The sequence below is a fragment of the Algoriphagus halophilus genome, from assembly GCF_041729275.1.
GTDB classification, from domain to species: domain Bacteria; phylum Bacteroidota; class Bacteroidia; order Cytophagales; family Cyclobacteriaceae; genus Algoriphagus; species Algoriphagus halophilus_A.
Genome location: NZ_CP146486.1, coordinates 4,990,647 through 5,005,559, shown reverse-complemented (window position 1 = coordinate 5,005,559; position 14,913 = coordinate 4,990,647). Strand labels below are relative to the sequence as shown.

The following is a 14,913-nucleotide window of genomic DNA, read 5'->3' as shown; positions in this document are numbered from 1 at the left end:
AAAAAAAGTAAAATGAATAACAAACCTGAAATCCACATGGTCATTTTCGATATGGCAGGAACCACTGTCAACGAAGATAATGTAGTATACAAATCACTTCAAAAGGCCATCAACAACCTTGGACATAATTTTTCATTGGATACGGTCTTATTAAATGGAGGAGGTAAAGAAAAGCTTCAAGCTGTGAAAGACATTATGAAACCAGCTTATAGTTCTCAAGAGGAGCTAGAAAAGGATGCCCAAATCGCATTTGCTGAATTTCTCGAGATTCTTAAACAAGCATATGCTGATTTGGAAGTAAGCACTTATGAAGGGACTGAAGCCCTCTTTGAAGATCTTCGATCTAATGATATCAAAGTGGTGTTGAATACAGGGTACAATGAGAAAACAGCTACTTCATTGTTAGATAAACTTCAATGGAAAGAGGGAGAAACCTATGATCTTTTAGTTACCGCTGATGATGTACAAAACAGCAGACCTGCACCGGATATGATCTTTGTGGCGATGGAAAAGATGGGAATTGAGGATGCAAATAAAGTTGCCAAAATCGGAGATTCTATTGTGGATATTGAAGAGGGAAAATCTGCGGGATGTGGACTTACATTTGGAGTAACTACGGGAGCTCAGACAGCAATTCAATTGGAAACAGGCAATCCCGATTACATCATTAACTCTTTATTGGAAATCAAAGAATATATATCGCTCAAAAATCCAACTCATAAGTAGGGAGATCCGAAAAAATGAAAAGAAGAGAGTTTATTCATACTGCCGGAATCACCACCGTAAGCCTGTTTCTACCAAACCTATCTCAAGTTTTTGCAAAACAAGTGAAGGGGAAAACCCAAATTGGGGTCATCAGTGATTTACATCATGACATTATGCATAATGGTGAAGAACGGCTTTTGGAGTTTTTAGAGGCATCTAAGAAAAAGGATTTGGCAGCGATCATCCAAATGGGAGATTTTGCCTATCCTTCAAAAGAAAATATCGAGGTTATACAACTCTTTAACAAGGCTCATTCCTCCTCTTTGCATGTGATTGGTAATCATGATACAGATGGAGGCTTCACAAAAGAGCAATGTTTAGAGGTTTGGGATATGCCATCTCCTTATTATTCGAAAGTGATAAATGGTATATTGCTCATTGTGCTGGATGGAAATGAAAAAGGTTCTCCAAGTCATACAGGCGGCTATCCATCTTTTATTGGATCGCAACAATTGGAATGGCTTCAACAAGAATTGGAAAAAAGCCCCTATCCAGTTTTAATTGTATCTCACCAACCACTAGCTGGAGTAATAGCAGTAGATAATGAAATAGAGATTCAATCCATCCTTTCCAACTATTCTGAAAAAATTCTTCTTTGCATCAATGGGCATTCGCATATTGACCAGCATCTTGAAATTGAAGGAGTTAATTATGTACATATTAATTCTGCATCTTACTATTGGGTAGGAGGAAAATACAAACATGATAGCTACTCCGAATCCATTCATCAAGAACACCCTTATATTTCTTCCACTTGTCCTTACGAGCACAGTCTTTTCGCTTTTTTGACCATTGATATTGGGAACAAAAAAGTGATGATTGAAGGAAAAAAACCAAATGGGTTGGGAAATCACCGGATGACTTAGATTTTAAAATCGAAGAAAACCCTGAGTTGAATGAGTGGATCATGCCAAAAATTCAAAACAGAAAAATTCAATAATGAAGGCCTCTTTGATCAAATTCAAGGAGGCTTTTTTATTTTTCATCTTGATTCAAAAACTCCAATTGGTTGAATTGAAAACAATTTAAATCACACTCAGTCTAACTTTTTGAAAAAAAGTGAAGTTATATCCAAGAATTGACCTTAAATCCACTCAGCTTTTTTAGGTTGGAACTTCATAAACACAGGTATTAAAAACTTAATTTATTGGATTATAAGTAGAAATTACTAAACTTTATTGTCTATCAATTACTAAAAACATGTTAGATCAATTATTAAATTTAGCTGAAGGCCCATTAGAGGAAATGTTGGCAGGAATGAATCAACCTGACCCAAAATCTTCAGCTAGTGCACTAAAAGATTCTGTTTTGTCAAGTCTTCAAAAACAGGTGGCTTCCGGTGACCTCGACGCAGTTAAAGAAATGTTTTCTGGACAAGAAACAGCTCCTTCTTCTCCAATAGTCAATCAGCTGAAAGGAAATGTCACCGAAGGATTAATTGAGAAACTTGGAATTTCTAAAGAGCAAGCAATGAGCATTGCAGCTGCAGCCTTACCAATGATATTAAACTTTTTCAATAAAAGAGTAAATGATGCCCCTCAGGACAATCAGGATATTATGTCTTCAGTATTGGCTTCACTTCAAGGAAATTCAGGAAAAGTCAATCCTACTGAACTTTTGGGATCATTAATGGGAGGAAGCAAAAATGGAGGTGGCATGGATCTAGGAGGACTCATGGACTTAGGCAAAGGCCTTTTTAACTAAAAAAAATCAAAACTATACGGATTTCTATCAAGGTTAAACATCAAACTTTATAACTATGAATTTGAACAAATTATTAATTGCCTTTGCAATGGTAGCCTTTGTTGGCTTGAGTGCTCAGGCACAAGGGCTAAAAATCCCAAAAATGGATATGGCTTCCCAAGTTTTAGGCATTTTAAATGACACCAAGGGGCTCGATTTAAGCTCAGACCAGCAAAATAAACTGGAGGTCAACAATAAAAGCTTTGTAGATGACTTAATGAAAATAAATGGAAGTTCAGCATCTGATGATGATAAAAAGGCAAGCTTTCTCAATCTTAAGAATAGCCGAACCAAATTTTTGACTGATCTACTAGGGAGTGATTTATTTAAAAAATATTCAGGTAAAATACTCCAATCTATCAATCCACTCAAACCTAAATTAGGATTGGCAGCATTGGCATTTTAGGTAAACTCAAAAGAAAAAGAGGCTAGGTATCAATTAAACATCCTAGCCTCTTTACTATAATTCCATCTCCATCTTAATTCCATTTCTTTTTATTTAGGATTTTCATCAATTCCTCTGCTAAAAATTGTCCTTTCATTTGGATGGTTTCTCTGGGGGTATTATCACCTACTTCAAAGGTCATGGATTCGGCTTGATGGACGAAAAAGAAATAGGAATTGGAAGTTACGCTTCTTTGATTTCCTTCATTGGGACGGATATTGGGTATATAACCAGGAATTCTCTTGGATGATTTTTTGATCACTTTAGGGATTAATCCTGGGAAATTTCCTTCCAACTCCTCATTATTGGTATAAAAAATATCTTCCCAAGTGGAATGAAAATCTGCAGCAAAAACAAACTTCCCTCCCGTTTCTTTCACTTTATTATCCATAAAATCCGATAAGGCCTTTGTTTCAGGTTGATTGAAATTCACCCAGTCCCTATTTAAATCGATTCCCCCTAAATTATGTCTCCAATGACCATTGGCCACCCCATCTGGATTCATCTGGGGCATCACATATAAATTGTATTTTCTTCGAAACTTTCTGGCTTGGGGACTATCCTTGACCAGTTCTTCGATAAAAGCTTGCATCGCTAGAAATCCTGTCAATTCAGGAGGGTGTTGCATAGAAATGACCATTAACATTTCCATGTCATCCGCTTCCCCGATCTTCAATACTTCCAAAGTCCTTCCTTCTTTGCTTTTCCCAATTGTAATCTTAGAAACAAATTCTTTTTGTAAAAGGTCCTCTTTCCATTCTTGCACATGACCAGTCCCCATTCTGTCCTGAGCGGCAATCCACAAAGTATCTGGGGAGCTTCTAACTTTCAAGAATCCTAGTTCTGGTCTCCTTTCGTCTGTTTCAGGTAGAAAAAATCAGTAGAATCTACGTTGGCAAAACTAACTCCATCCCTACTGAATTTTGGAAAATAACGGTGAAACCCAATTCCTCCATAGGTAAACTGGATCCAAAATTCCTTGGACTCTTTTGACCATAGTTTGAACCCATACCAAGGGCTAGGATTGATCGGCTGGTTTTCCGGTAAAATCGTCACTTGAATTAACGTATCATTTATTCTCGTAACTCCATTTAGCCTTGCTCCTTCCAGTTCATTGGAGAAATATACCCCTTCTCCTGCCTCAAATTTTTGTTTGGTCTGGAAGGTGATCGGTTGATCAGTGGTTTCAATTATCTGAATAGGCCCTTGTCCCTCCCATTGAGAAACAGTTTTACAAGAGAAAAGAAGTCCCAAAGTAATTAGACTAATAAGGCCACTAAATTTGATAGTTTTCATGGGATTAGCTAAATGAATACAATTAGGTTTTGAAGATAGAATTTCCTTGTTGAAAACTATTCGGTTCCAAAGAGAATTAAAGAAAGTAAAACCTCCTTCAGATGACCTACAATTGATTTTTACCAAAACAAATTTTGAGATTGGCAAGAATTGAAATTTTTTACTTTTTGGACCTTGAGCCAATTTTAAAAAAGCACTGTAATATTATCAAAAGAAAATTATGGGGAGCTGGAAGGCAATTTTTTCAACTTCTTAAATCTTGATTCTTGGATGAGATAATCTCTTTTCCTTTTTTAATATTTTTTAGTTACATGCCTTCCTATCACTAAAATTAATTTTCACTAGATTTTTTTCCTAAACGGATTGTACAATTAAACTTCGGGCAGTTAAAATGTAACTTTTTAAATCACTACTGTCCGACTAAAATAGAATAATCGGACATTTGTTTTTCTTATGCTCTAATTTGGGGTTTTTGGTTGATTTTGAAAAGTGAAGCCCCCTAGGTTGGAAACAGGTTCATTTGGGTGGATTTAGCAAGGCTTTCCCCGAGTTCTTTTTCAGGGTTGTTGAGTAGTTTGTCAGGTGCACATTGGGCAGGTGGAATTCGATTGCCACCATGTTGAGAAAGCCCAGTTCCTTTTGAGCTGTTTACGGACAACTTCCATCAGTAGCAAGGAGATCAGCGCGCACCAGATTTGGATTTCGATCGTGCTTTGGGTTGTCTTCAAGAAGTATTTGAGCGGAAAGTTTTGTTTGAGTTTTTTGAACAGCAGCTCGATTTGCCATCGGTGCCTGTAAATAGCCGCTACGGCTGGGGCCGCATCCTTGGCTCCAGGTTGTTGGTCAGGGAAGATGAGCAGTTTTTGGTTTTTCTGGTCCCAGTAGGCGATTCTTCGGAGTTTGAGCGGATGTTTTTCCTTGTCCACGGTGTATTGGACCGTGATGGTTTCGTCCCTGAGGATTTCATGGTTTCGGTTCTCGGGCAGCCCATTTTCCTTCAGTTTTCGAACTTTGCATTATTCTTCATCCTGGACACAAAGAAAATCCCTGGTCCGCCGTCCAGAGAGACAAGTATATTGATGGTAGTCTGTACCCCTTGTCCATGACCAGATAAGAACCGCAGCTGGAGATACTTCAAAAGGTGTGATCGTGGCGGTTGTCGTAAATCGACCAGGCAGGGCATCAGTTCAGCCGCATGAATCATCACATGGGCTTTGATACCGCCTTTGCTCCTGCCGTCCTTTCGGGGTCTTCCGGCCACCTTGAGGATGTCTTTGAACAGGCTGATGACAGTCGAATCGACAATAAACAGCTTCTGGATCACTTCCATCTTGGAGTCGGCTGTCCCGCAAAACACCTCTGTATTTTTCAAAAAGAGGAAAGATAGAGCGCTTTGAACACCTCACTTGGTCTTCGCTTGTTCCCGTCAGAGATGGTGGATCTGCGGGGAGCTCTTGGGTATGCCGATATGTATCAACTTGTTCTGCCAGGCCAAAAGACCCGTGAAAGCTCCCTGAGCGAAGTGGCGCCACTGAAAAGAACAATACAACATCGTGACCAAATGTTGCCAGGTGTCAAAGCTTTTTGTAGTACCGATCCGATTGGTTTTTGGAAACAATTTTTGCAACAAGGCTCCGATCGATCAAAGAAAGAAGTTGAGAAAAATCGGCCGTCCGAAGAAATGTGTATTTTTTCACCCGCTGTTGTTTGAAGTTGTCGTAAACCTGAAATACAGCAAAGGGTAGGCTTTGGCAGAAGCAATTCTAAATTTTAAAAACGTTTCTCGGACAGGCTTTTTAATCAAGATTGGAATACTAATTTATTAAATACTAGATACTTTAGTTGTTTTGTGATATTTGTCCTAAATCCTTAATTATCAGAAAGTAATTAAATTATTTTTATATTATTAGAAGTTTTAATTATATATTAAGGAGGTGAAGAAAAGCTGCAATTATCAATCATATTTTAAGCATGTAGCCTCTTTTCAGTCAAACATTAAACCACCATTTCAACAATTTTTCATCAACCAATTAACTTTATGAAAAAACTTAAAAAATCCAGATTCCTGCCCTTTTTAATTGCTTTGGGCTTTTTATTTAATGCTTGCGAAAGCATCATCATTGAAGATGAACATGTAAATACCATGGCTTCTGAAGATGAATTAAACACCAGTCGTTTTAATCTAAATGAATTACCTGTAGTCACAGATTTTTCTAACTTAAGAGTAGGCGACTATACAGGCAGGTATCTTATCTTAACGAAAGGAGATCATCTACCTAAAAACATCGGGAAAAGTATTGCTGATGCAGGAGGAGAGATTGTGAAGTCTTACCCTGAAATTGGGGTTGCGGTGGCAATATCCAAATCTTCGGAATTTCTTATCAAAGCACGAAAGATTAGCAGTGTTGAATCGGTAACACCGGACTTTATTTTGCAGTACACCAAAGATCCTGAAGAGGTAAATGAACTAGAAGGACCTGTAGCACAAGGCGATCCCTTTGATTACCAAAGTGCATTTTTCGATGGTTTCCAATGGGCACCTGCATCAATCAACGCTCCTACCGCCTGGGACAATGGCTATACAGGTGAAGGTGTTAGAGTTGCTATTATCGATGGAGGTATCCATTCATCCCATCAAGATCTTGCCCCTAATCTGGACATGGCTAGTTCTGCTTCAACTGTTCCAGGACAACCTTGGAACTTTGATACTGGAACTTTTTGGCATGGAACCCACGTGGCTGGGATTGTAGCTTCTTCAGGGTTAGCTACTGTCGGAATTGCACCAAAAGCAACTCTTATCGGGGTTAAATCCCTTCACAGTGGTTCTGGAGCATTTGAATGGATTCTCGAAGGAATGGTTTATGCAGCTACTCCTCAATCTTGGGGGGAGCAGGAGCTCAGGTAATAAATATGAGTCTTGGAGCTACCATCGATTATAGAACTGATTGGAAGGATAAGGAATTCAGAGATGCCATTACAGAGTTACAAAAGATTTTTGATCGTGTGAGCCGTTATGCTTATCAACTTGGTGTAACCATTATTGTAGCTGCAGGAAATGATGGATTAAACTTAGATGACAATAATGAATTCACTGTGATCCCAGCACAAAATCAACATATCATTTCTGTAGGTTCTACCGGACCTACTGGTTGGCAATTAGGAGAATCCAATTTTACAGATCCAGCTTATTATACCAATTCCGGTAAATCTGGAGTGGACATTGCTGCTCCAGGGGTACTGTAGGTCTTGCTTTGATTGACGGGAATTTTTCGAATTGTCAATTGGACGGCACTTATCTATCTCTTGGTAGACCTTGCTATGTATTCGATATGGTATTTAGTACTGTCAGAGGAACTTCCAATGGATCTTACGGTTGGGCACAAGGTACTTCTATGGCAGCTCCTGCAGTAGCTGGAGTAGTTGCACTCATTATGGAATCAAATGGTGGAGCCATGAAACCTGGACAAGTGAAGACCACCCTATTCAGCTCTTCAACAGACCTTGGTAAGCCAGGAAATGATGAATATTATGGAGCAGGGTATGTCAATGCTGCCAAAGCCTTGGGATTAGAATAGTAAAAAATTAAAATTGACATTTGAAGCACTGAGAGCCATCTCAGTGCTTTTTTTGGTATTCATTCCTATTTTTTACCCTCCATTCCATCAACTTACCAATTCTTAAAAAGACTCATAAACACACTTTACTTCCCTAAAAATGATATTATGCAAAATATTAATTTACTTTTTTGCATTTACTACAAATTTTAATTCATTCTAGAAAATTTTGAATGATCGTTTATAGCTAAATTGTAAGTACTATTTATCAAAAGGAGATGAAATTACTTTTTCGAATAGATCTGACCATGGTTTTAGGGGGAGATTACCTCTCTTCTTTTTTTAACATCTTCTATATCATGGCTTTCTTAGCTGTAACCGCTATACTGATTTTAGAAGGGATTAAAATAAAAATACCTCTTGTTAGTTGGTTAATTGTGTTAGCATTCTCGAGGCTTTTTTTCATCATTGGTACTAAAGTCAATTCATATGGACCTTCTGAATGGATTCTCTTTTTTCAAAATCTAGCCCTACCTGAAGCGGAAGGAAAGGTTCTTTTGGGAGGAGTACTTTTGGGGCTGATCAGCTTTATAATTGGGATTAAGCTATTTAAAATCCCTTTTTCAAGTATTGATTCCTTTGCTTTTGCCTTTCCAGTTGGGTTGGCTTTACAACGGTTTGGATGTCTGCTATTAGGATGTTGCTATGGTACTCCCACTGCATTACCGGGGAAAAAGTATGGATTTGATAGCCCTCCACATGCACATTATTTTAATCTGCAAATTATTGAAGGACTAAACTCCCCTACTCCTAGCCTTCACCCTTTTCAGTTCTATGAAATCATAAATGGGATCGTAGTAATCCTAGTTTTAGTTTATTTAAAAAGGAAAATAAAGAAGCCCGGAAATTTATTTTTGATTTCTTTGAGTACCTGGGCTTTAATCAGGTTGTTTACAGAGTTTTTTAGGGATCCTAGTGCCCACGCCATGGGTGGAACACTAGTTTATGGGCTGAAAACCATGCAGTGGGTTTTACTTTTCATCTCTATTTTCACAACACTCATCATTATATATAGGGAAAGAAAACCCGAGCATTTGAACTTGCTCACAAAAAGCTACTATTCCAGTTTTTTTACCGCTGTCATTTTTTTAGGGATGACGGTAGTCATGACCTGGTCCTTAAGATTCTGGATGAGTTTCGCTGAAATGCTAGCCATGAACCTCATGCTTTTTCCCAGTATGGCCCTCGCTTCCGTTCATTATTTTAAAGTAAATACGGTTCCCCAATTTCGTTGGGGAGTGATTGCAAGTATGGTATTACCTATTTTTTTAATGAGTCAAACTTGGAACATATTACCTGAAGACAGTACTCAGGTAAAAAGCTATGATTTTATTAAAGGAGGCTATTCATCCGGAGATTATTTTTCAACCTCAGTTTATAAAGGTTCCTCTGGTGGCAATTCTGGGTGTGCAAATAACTATCAATATTCAGCATTTGAATCTACTTATTCCACAGGAGGCCTTGGAATAGGAAGAGCAAAAATCAGTGATAATGGAATATTGACTTATGGCATTAACCTATCCTATGGGCAGCTTACAGAAAAGAAACTGGATGCCGATCCCATTAGCTCTAAAAGCAAAACACTTTTCTCAGTAAACCCTTACGTAAAGAAAGATTGGAAATGGGTAGGATTGGGAGCTGGGCTTCACCTAGGAAGTATAGGATGGAATGCCTTTACAGAAAAGGAAGTTGAGAGACCCGATCCTTCCACCCTTATAGTAAACACACCAGTATTTATCCAATCCTATATGAGAATTGGACCAGAACGGATTCTATTCATTGATGGAGGAGTTTCCAATAGTCTTCCTAGCCCCTTTCCCGGGATGCGGTTTGAAGGAGCAATCGGATCAGGATTCGGGTTGCCCGCGGGAAATAAATTTAGAATTGGAACAAGTGACCTGGGAACTTTCATCCAAGCTCAGGCGATCATCGAAAGAAAGTATTTGTTCAATCTGACTTATCAATTTTCAGATGTCACCAATGGAGGATATCCAGGATACAACAACCCTCGAAACAGCCAGATTTTATTGAACTTCGAATACCGCTTTAATTTTAGAAAATAAAAACCCTCCAATAAATTGGAGGGTCATTTCTAAGTTTAACTTCTTTAAATTTTACACTTTCGGCAGTTCCCATCCATTGTGGTAATGCGCCTTGATCAATTGATTTGCTTCTGAATCCGTGAACTGATTTTTGGTAGCATCCCAATACACTTTCTTACCGGTCTTATAGGCAATATTTCCCATCTGCGCATTGATCGCGGCCACACTTCCTGTTTGAATGGCACAATGCAACAAACTCGGATCATTCGCCTTCACCGCTTCCACAAAATTGACAGCATGATGATCCAAGGCATTTCCTTCTCCTCGAGTATGAGGAACCTCAGCCACTTTTGGAACACGCTGTCCATCTTTATTCTCCGTTTCAGGAATCACTTTCCATCCTCCCCTATTCACCACCAAAGTTGCATTGTTTCCAATAAAAGCAATGCCCTCAGTAGTGCCATAATTACCTCCATCAATACCTGTGGCATGTTCCCAAAGCATATTGAATCCATCGTATTCATATACCGTTTGCAGGGTGTCAGGGGTTTCAGAAGCATCATCTGGGTATGCAAATTTCCCTCCAGAAGCCATCACCGATTTAGGTGCACTCACTCCCATCGCGTAAAGAGCAATATCAATTTCATGTACCCCCAATCTGTCATCAAGCCACCTGCATAGTCCCAAAACCAACGGAAATTGAAATGGAATCTATTGGGATTGAAAGGTCGATCTGGTGCAGGCCCCAACCACATCTTATAATCCACCCCAGCAGGGGCAGTTCCATTTGGCAACACTGGAACAGGTTTCATCCAACCCTGGTAGGCCCAACATTTAACCAATCGAATTTGGCCCAACTGGCCTGACTTTACATAATCTATTGCTTGTGCATATTGTGTTCCGGATCGCTGCCACTGTCCTACTTGCACCACTTTTCCATAACGCTCCTGAGCTTTTACCATCAGTTGACACTCTTCGATGGTATTCGCGATAGGTTTCTCTACATATACATTCTTTCCGGCAGAAACGGCATCCACCATATTCAGGCAATGCCAATGGTCTGGAGTCCCAATGATGACAATATCTATATCTGGATCTTCTAGCAACTTTCGATAATCCTTATAAAGCTTCGGACGGGTTCCACGAAGTTTAAAAACATCTTCACTTCTTCGGTCCAGCACACTTTGATCCACATCAGCAATTGCCACGCAATTGACTTCAGGTAATTTGAGATGGGCGTTCATATTGGACCAGCCCATTCCATTGGCACCGATCAATCCATAGTTCAATTGATCTGATGGTTTTACTTTTCGAGTATATCTTCCAAAATCTGCTGCGGTCAAGATCGTAGGCATGCTTAATCCTGCACCTACCAGAATGGAATTTTGAATAAATCGTCTTCTAGATGACATGGTTATTTGGTTTATTGAGTTTGGACAAAAAAAGGAGCAACATAAAAATATGCTGCTCCTTTAAAATGAATAATTAAAGCTTACGAACCCAGATATTTCTAAATCTTACTGGATTTCCATGGTCTTGCAATTTGATTGGCAATTCCTCTGGATGTGCTTTATAATTTGGAATACCAATGTATTCAGTTGGACCTTTTAAGGTAACATGGTTTTGAACCAAAACTCCATTCATTAACACGGTAACAGTAGCTGGAGAAGTGACGATCCCATCTTTGTTAAAGCGAGGTGCTTTAAAGATGATGTCATAGTAATTCCATTCACCAGGAGGTCTTAAAGCCATTGCCAAAGGAGCAAACTGCTTGTAAATACTACCTGCTTGACCATTGGTATAGGTTTTACTTTCGTAGCTATCCAATACTTGAACTTCATACAATCCCATCAAAAAGAAGCCTGAATTACCACGGCCTTGACCTTCCCCAACAATTTCGGTAGGTGCTGACCATTCTACATGATATTGTGCATCTCCAAAAGCAAGTTTGGATTGAATATCACCTTTTCCGCGAGTAACTACCAACTCACCATTTTCGATGGTCCATTCTGCCGGACTGGTCCCATCTTTTGCGCTTACAAAACCATTCAAGCTCGTTCCATCAAACAAAACGATGGCATCAGATGGTGGTGCAGTGTTATTGGCTCCAGGAGTAACTCTTGGAGGTACTGGAGTGTAAAATTCAGTTGCCTCTGGTCTCATTGGAGGCGGGGTTTTCTCTTGAGCACAAGCTAAAAAGCTGATACTAAATGCTGATAAGGTAAGCGCCAGGGTCAGCGATGTCTTTTTCATACAATAGATTATTTTAGGATAAATACTAAGGAGGATAATTTACTTCAAATTGACAGCAAACAAAAAACCATTGATGGATTTTTACCATTTTCCCTGAAATTCTATTCGATTTTAAAATAAATTGGACCTATGAAAAAACCACTACTTTCTTTATTTCTCGGGATATTTATGTGTTTGACCAGTCAGGCACAAGAAAATTACTTCTTTCCCGGTGAGACATTTGATCCGAATGTTCCATCCCCTTCTGAATTCCTTGGCTATAAAATCGGTGATTGGCATACGAGGTATGACCTAATAGTCAAATATTTCGAAAAGCTCGACGAACTCTCGGAGATGGCTTCCCTAAAAACCATCGGTTATACGCATGAGTTGCGCCCTAAAATCATATTAACCATTGCTTCGAAAGCCAATATGGCTAACCTGGAAGAAATTAGGTTAACCCAATTACAATTAGCTGACCCTTCACAACCGAAACCAGATGTCAGTTCCATGCCATCCATTATACACCAAGGATATGGAGTACATGGAAATGAACCTTCTTCTGCGGAAGCTGCGATGCTAACCGCCTACTGGCTATTAGCCTCTCAATCAGATTTAGCGAAAAACTTGAGGGATAATGCAGTGGTCCATTTTGACCCGACCGTAAATCCGGATGGTAGAGATCGTCATAGCCATTGGGCCAATACCAATAAAGGCTTCCCTCCTGTAGCTGATCCAATGGATAGAGAACATAATGAAGTTTGGCCTGGAGGCAGAACCAATCACTATTGGTTTGACTTGAACCGTGATTGGCTTCCATTGGCGCACCCAGAATCTCAGGCCAAAATTGCCTGGTATCATACTTGGTATCCTAATGTGACCACGGATTTTCATGAAATGGGAACAAATAGCACCTATTTCTTTGAACCTACCAAACCCTATGGAAGCGAAAACCCTGTGGTACCCAGAAAAAATTACGATGACATCAATACGAGATTTGCGAAGTATTTTTCAAAATACCTAGATGAAATCGGTAGCCTTTATTGGACCAAAGAAGTCTTTGACAACAGCTACCCAGGTTATGGAAGTACCTACCCTGATATCCATGGAGGTTTGGGACTAGTGTTTGAGCAAGCAAGTAGCCGTGGTCATTTGCAAAGTAGTCAAAGAGGTGACATTAGCTTTGAATTTACAATTCGAAACCATGTGAGAAGTTCCCTGGCCACTATGGAAGCTGCATTGGACAACAAAGATTTCATGCATGATTATTTAAGGGAGTTCTTCGAAACTGCAGTTTCTGAAGGAGCGAAAGACCCTGCCAAGAATTATGTTTTTGGAGATGAATTTGACGAGAATAGAAACAGAATGTTTGTCCAATTCTTAATGGATCATCAAATTAAAGTCTATGAAAACACTGATGACCTAAGTTTGGGCGGCTATGATTTCAAGAAAGGTAAATCCTGGGTCGTTCCTACTTCACAACCACAGTATAGAATGGTAAGAACTATGTTTGAAGAAGTCACCGAGTTTGCCGATTCTGTTTTTTATGATGCATCTACTTGGACCATGGCCCATGCCTATGGAATGCCTTACGCTGCAGGGCCTTCGGTGAAGCTAGGGGAACAAGTAACTAACAATACCCCTACTCCTTATGAATTTCCAGAAGGAAAAGCTTATGCCTATTTAATTGATTGGTCTGACTATTACGCGCCCAAAAATGCTTTTTGACTTACAAAAAGCAGGTGTCCATGTTGAAATTGTGAATAGACCTTTTACTTCCCAGACCCAAAATGGTCCAAGAGAATTTGGAGCTGGCACTTTAATGATTCCCATGGGATTCCAAAGTTTAAGTGAAAGTAATGTAACAGACGAATTGAAAACTTTATCCGTGGTAAATCATCAGCAGGTTTATGCCACGAGCACTGGTTTTAATCTGGAAGGAATTGATCTTGGTTCCAATTTAGTGGGTGCAGTCACCCAACCAAAAGTCATCATGGTGGTGGGAGATGGAGTTTCCAGTTATGAGGCTGGTGAAATCTGGTATTTATTGGACTCTGAGCTAGGAATGCCGATCACCAAAGTCAATTCAGATCAGATGGGAAGAGTAAATCTATTTGATTACAATACGCTTATCCTTCCATCTGGCAATTACAATTCTTTCTCAGAATCAGTAGTAAACCATCTAAAAGACTGGATTAATCGTGGAGGAACCGTGATTTCCATGAAAACCGCCAGTCTTTGGTTAAATCAAAAGGAAATTATCAAAGAAAGTATGGTAGCCCGTGGAGAAAGCACGGACCCAAAAGAGCTTCCATTTGCTGAAAGGTCTGCATTTGAAGGAGCAAAACAAGTGGGTGGAAGTATCTACATGGCCAGGTTGGATCTTACCCATCCCATCACATATGGCTACAATAGAGAAACGCTTCCTGTATATAGAAATAATTCCATCTTTGTTCAGCCTAGCAAAGACAAGTACCTCACTCCTGTTCGATATACCGAAAACCCATTACTTGGCGGGTATATATCTGATAAAAACTTGGAGTTGTTAAAGCAAAGTGCAAGTTTGATAATTTCTCCAGTTGGAAGAGGTCGAGTGATCAATTTCTTTGATTCCCCTAATTTCAGAGGCACTTGGTTTGGTACTAACAAGCTCTTTTTAAATGCAATTTTCTTCGGAGACAAGATGGATTAACACCATCGTCTACACCAATAAAAAGCCACCTTGAACATCAAGGTGGCTTTTTCATTTAAAATCACATGAAAAATCTACGAACTA

The 14,913-nt window shown here is 39.3% G+C and carries 16 protein-coding genes and 1 pseudogene; 10 read left to right on the top strand and 7 right to left on the bottom strand.

Annotated elements, in window-relative coordinates; all coding sequences use genetic code 11:
- Positions 1-12: 12 nt before the first annotated feature.
- The 4 genes from V8V91_RS27060 to V8V91_RS27045 all read left to right on the top strand — a co-directional run bounded on the left by V8V91_RS27060 (position 13) and on the right by V8V91_RS27045 (position 2,914).
- Positions 13-726: an HAD-IA family hydrolase gene (locus V8V91_RS27060; RefSeq protein WP_373398095.1), complete on the top strand. Its 714-nt coding sequence runs from the start codon at positions 13-15 to the stop codon at positions 724-726.
- Positions 727-740: 14 nt separating this feature from the next.
- Positions 741-1,631, top strand: a complete 891-nt coding sequence (locus V8V91_RS27055; protein ID WP_373398094.1) for a metallophosphoesterase — start codon at positions 741-743, stop codon at positions 1,629-1,631.
- 334 nt (positions 1,632-1,965) lie between these two features.
- Positions 1,966-2,469 (top strand): DUF937 domain-containing protein, encoded by a 504-nt coding sequence (locus V8V91_RS27050; protein WP_373398093.1) that lies wholly within the window; start codon positions 1,966-1,968, stop codon positions 2,467-2,469.
- Between the two features lie 55 nt (positions 2,470-2,524).
- Positions 2,525-2,914 (top strand): hypothetical protein, encoded by a 390-nt coding sequence (locus V8V91_RS27045; RefSeq protein ID WP_373398092.1) that lies wholly within the window; start codon positions 2,525-2,527, stop codon positions 2,912-2,914.
- Between the two features lie 73 nt (positions 2,915-2,987).
- Here the strand turns inward: V8V91_RS27045 and V8V91_RS27040 are convergent, their stop codons facing one another.
- The 5 genes from V8V91_RS27040 to V8V91_RS27020 all read right to left on the bottom strand — a co-directional run bounded on the left by V8V91_RS27040 (position 2,988) and on the right by V8V91_RS27020 (position 5,801).
- Entirely contained in the window at positions 2,988-3,785 is a 798-nt protein-coding gene (locus tag V8V91_RS27040; RefSeq protein WP_373398091.1) for a M14 family metallopeptidase, read from the bottom strand.
- Positions 3,786-3,790: 5 nt separating this feature from the next.
- The gene (locus V8V91_RS27035; protein WP_373398090.1) at positions 3,791-4,249 is read right to left on the bottom strand and encodes a hypothetical protein; all 459 of its coding nucleotides are present in this window, start codon (positions 4,247-4,249) and stop codon (positions 3,791-3,793) included.
- A 578-nt stretch (positions 4,250-4,827) separates the two neighbouring features.
- A complete protein-coding gene (locus tag V8V91_RS27030) occupies positions 4,828-5,175 on the bottom strand; it encodes a transposase (RefSeq protein WP_373398089.1) in 348 nt (115 codons plus the stop codon).
- A 71-nt stretch (positions 5,176-5,246) separates the two neighbouring features.
- The gene (locus V8V91_RS27025; RefSeq protein WP_373398088.1) at positions 5,247-5,579 is read right to left on the bottom strand and encodes a hypothetical protein; all 333 of its coding nucleotides are present in this window, start codon (positions 5,577-5,579) and stop codon (positions 5,247-5,249) included.
- A 96-nt stretch (positions 5,580-5,675) separates the two neighbouring features.
- Complete coding sequence (locus V8V91_RS27020; protein ID WP_373400826.1) at positions 5,676-5,801, bottom strand: hypothetical protein; 126 nt, start codon at positions 5,799-5,801, stop codon at positions 5,676-5,678.
- Positions 5,802-6,287: 486 nt separating this feature from the next.
- On the opposite strand from V8V91_RS27020, the gene V8V91_RS27015 reads away from it, so the two are divergent.
- The 4 genes from V8V91_RS27015 (at position 6,288) to V8V91_RS27000 (ending at position 9,926) form a co-directional block, all read left to right on the top strand.
- Positions 6,288-7,154: a S8 family serine peptidase gene (locus V8V91_RS27015; protein WP_373398087.1), complete on the top strand. Its 867-nt coding sequence runs from the start codon at positions 6,288-6,290 to the stop codon at positions 7,152-7,154.
- The gene (locus tag V8V91_RS27010) at positions 7,130-7,492 is read left to right on the top strand and encodes a S8 family serine peptidase (RefSeq protein WP_373398086.1); all 363 of its coding nucleotides are present in this window, start codon (positions 7,130-7,132) and stop codon (positions 7,490-7,492) included. Before V8V91_RS27015 ends, V8V91_RS27010 begins: the two co-directional genes overlap by 25 nt.
- A gap of 8 nt (positions 7,493-7,500) precedes the next feature.
- Positions 7,501-7,824: a S8 family serine peptidase gene (locus V8V91_RS27005; protein WP_373398085.1), complete on the top strand. Its 324-nt coding sequence runs from the start codon at positions 7,501-7,503 to the stop codon at positions 7,822-7,824.
- Between the two features lie 257 nt (positions 7,825-8,081).
- Entirely contained in the window at positions 8,082-9,926 is a 1,845-nt protein-coding gene (locus tag V8V91_RS27000; RefSeq protein ID WP_373398084.1) for a prolipoprotein diacylglyceryl transferase family protein, read from the top strand.
- 51 nt (positions 9,927-9,977) lie between these two features.
- On the opposite strand, the pseudogene V8V91_RS26995 reads toward V8V91_RS27000, so the two are convergent.
- A pseudogene (locus V8V91_RS26995) lies at positions 9,978-11,317 on the bottom strand (Gfo/Idh/MocA family protein).
- Positions 11,318-11,390: 73 nt separating this feature from the next.
- Positions 11,391-12,158, bottom strand: a complete 768-nt coding sequence (locus tag V8V91_RS26990) for a DUF1080 domain-containing protein (RefSeq protein ID WP_373398083.1) — start codon at positions 12,156-12,158, stop codon at positions 11,391-11,393.
- A gap of 129 nt (positions 12,159-12,287) precedes the next feature.
- On the opposite strand from V8V91_RS26990, the gene V8V91_RS26985 reads away from it, so the two are divergent.
- A complete protein-coding gene (locus V8V91_RS26985) occupies positions 12,288-13,865 on the top strand; it encodes a M14 family zinc carboxypeptidase (RefSeq protein ID WP_373398082.1) in 1,578 nt (525 codons plus the stop codon).
- A complete protein-coding gene (locus tag V8V91_RS26980) occupies positions 13,855-14,829 on the top strand; it encodes a hypothetical protein (RefSeq protein WP_373398081.1) in 975 nt (324 codons plus the stop codon). Before V8V91_RS26985 ends, V8V91_RS26980 begins: the two co-directional genes overlap by 11 nt.
- Positions 14,830-14,913: the final 84 nt, after the last annotated feature.

Bases quoted from the DNA above. Each gene is read 5' to 3' on its own strand.
- V8V91_RS27060 (WP_373398095.1), top strand. From the start codon at position 13: ATGAATAACAAACCTGAAATCCACATGGTCATTTTCGATATGGCAGGA.
- V8V91_RS27055 (WP_373398094.1), top strand. From the start codon at position 741: ATGAAAAGAAGAGAGTTTATTCATACTGCCGGAATCACCACCGTAAGC.
- V8V91_RS27050 (WP_373398093.1), top strand. From the start codon at position 1,966: ATGTTAGATCAATTATTAAATTTAGCTGAAGGCCCATTAGAGGAAATG.
- V8V91_RS27045 (WP_373398092.1), top strand. From the start codon at position 2,525: ATGAATTTGAACAAATTATTAATTGCCTTTGCAATGGTAGCCTTTGTT.
- V8V91_RS27035 (WP_373398090.1), bottom strand. From the start codon at position 4,249: ATGAAAACTATCAAATTTAGTGGCCTTATTAGTCTAATTACTTTGGGA.
- V8V91_RS27025 (WP_373398088.1), bottom strand. From the start codon at position 5,579: ATGGAAGTGATCCAGAAGCTGTTTATTGTCGATTCGACTGTCATCAGC.
- V8V91_RS27020 (WP_373400826.1), bottom strand. From the start codon at position 5,801: ATGTTGTATTGTTCTTTTCAGTGGCGCCACTTCGCTCAGGGAGCTTTC.
- V8V91_RS27015 (WP_373398087.1), top strand. From the start codon at position 6,288: ATGAAAAAACTTAAAAAATCCAGATTCCTGCCCTTTTTAATTGCTTTG.
- V8V91_RS27000 (WP_373398084.1), top strand. From the start codon at position 8,082: ATGAAATTACTTTTTCGAATAGATCTGACCATGGTTTTAGGGGGAGAT.
- V8V91_RS26990 (WP_373398083.1), bottom strand. From the start codon at position 12,158: ATGAAAAAGACATCGCTGACCCTGGCGCTTACCTTATCAGCATTTAGT.
- V8V91_RS26985 (WP_373398082.1), top strand. From the start codon at position 12,288: ATGAAAAAACCACTACTTTCTTTATTTCTCGGGATATTTATGTGTTTG.
- V8V91_RS26980 (WP_373398081.1), top strand. From the start codon at position 13,855: ATGCTTTTTGACTTACAAAAAGCAGGTGTCCATGTTGAAATTGTGAAT.